At 69.2% G+C, this 341-nt stretch carries 1 protein-coding gene; it reads right to left on the bottom strand.

Going from position 1 to position 341, the window contains the following annotated elements; all coding sequences use genetic code 11:
* Positions 1-78: 78 nt before the first annotated feature.
* Positions 79-341, bottom strand: a 263-nt coding sequence (locus JL475_RS39455) for a DDE-type integrase/transposase/recombinase (protein WP_202282987.1), incomplete at its 5' end; no start/stop codon positions are given.

Below are 341 nucleotides of genomic sequence, written 5' to 3'. Positions count from 1 at the left end.
GGCGCTGTCACGTTGTTGGGTGTGTGAGTGCCTGACGGCACGTCGGGGCATGGCGGGGGCCGGTTCCGGCTTTCATGCTCAGGCCGCGGCAGGCCGGCCGGCGACGCCGGTGACCTGGTCCCAGATCGCGAAGCGAACGGTCATCTCGGTGCGGTAGTTCGAGGTGGTCATCAGGTGGCGGCGGGGCCGGAAGTGGGGTGAGATGCCGCTGAACGCGGACAGGAACCGCTGGGCTCCGCCGACGGAGCGGAAGCCCTTCATGGCGTGTTCGCGCTGCCGGGTGGGCTGGTGGCTGTTCTCCGCCCGGTTGTTGAGGTACTTCGACTGCCGGTGCTCGACGG

This window comes from Streptomyces sp. M2CJ-2, from assembly GCF_016757295.1.
Classification (GTDB): domain Bacteria; phylum Actinomycetota; class Actinomycetes; order Streptomycetales; family Streptomycetaceae; genus Streptomyces.
The sequence above is the reverse complement of the archived record's forward strand: the minus strand, read 5'-3'. Positions and strand labels throughout refer to the sequence as shown.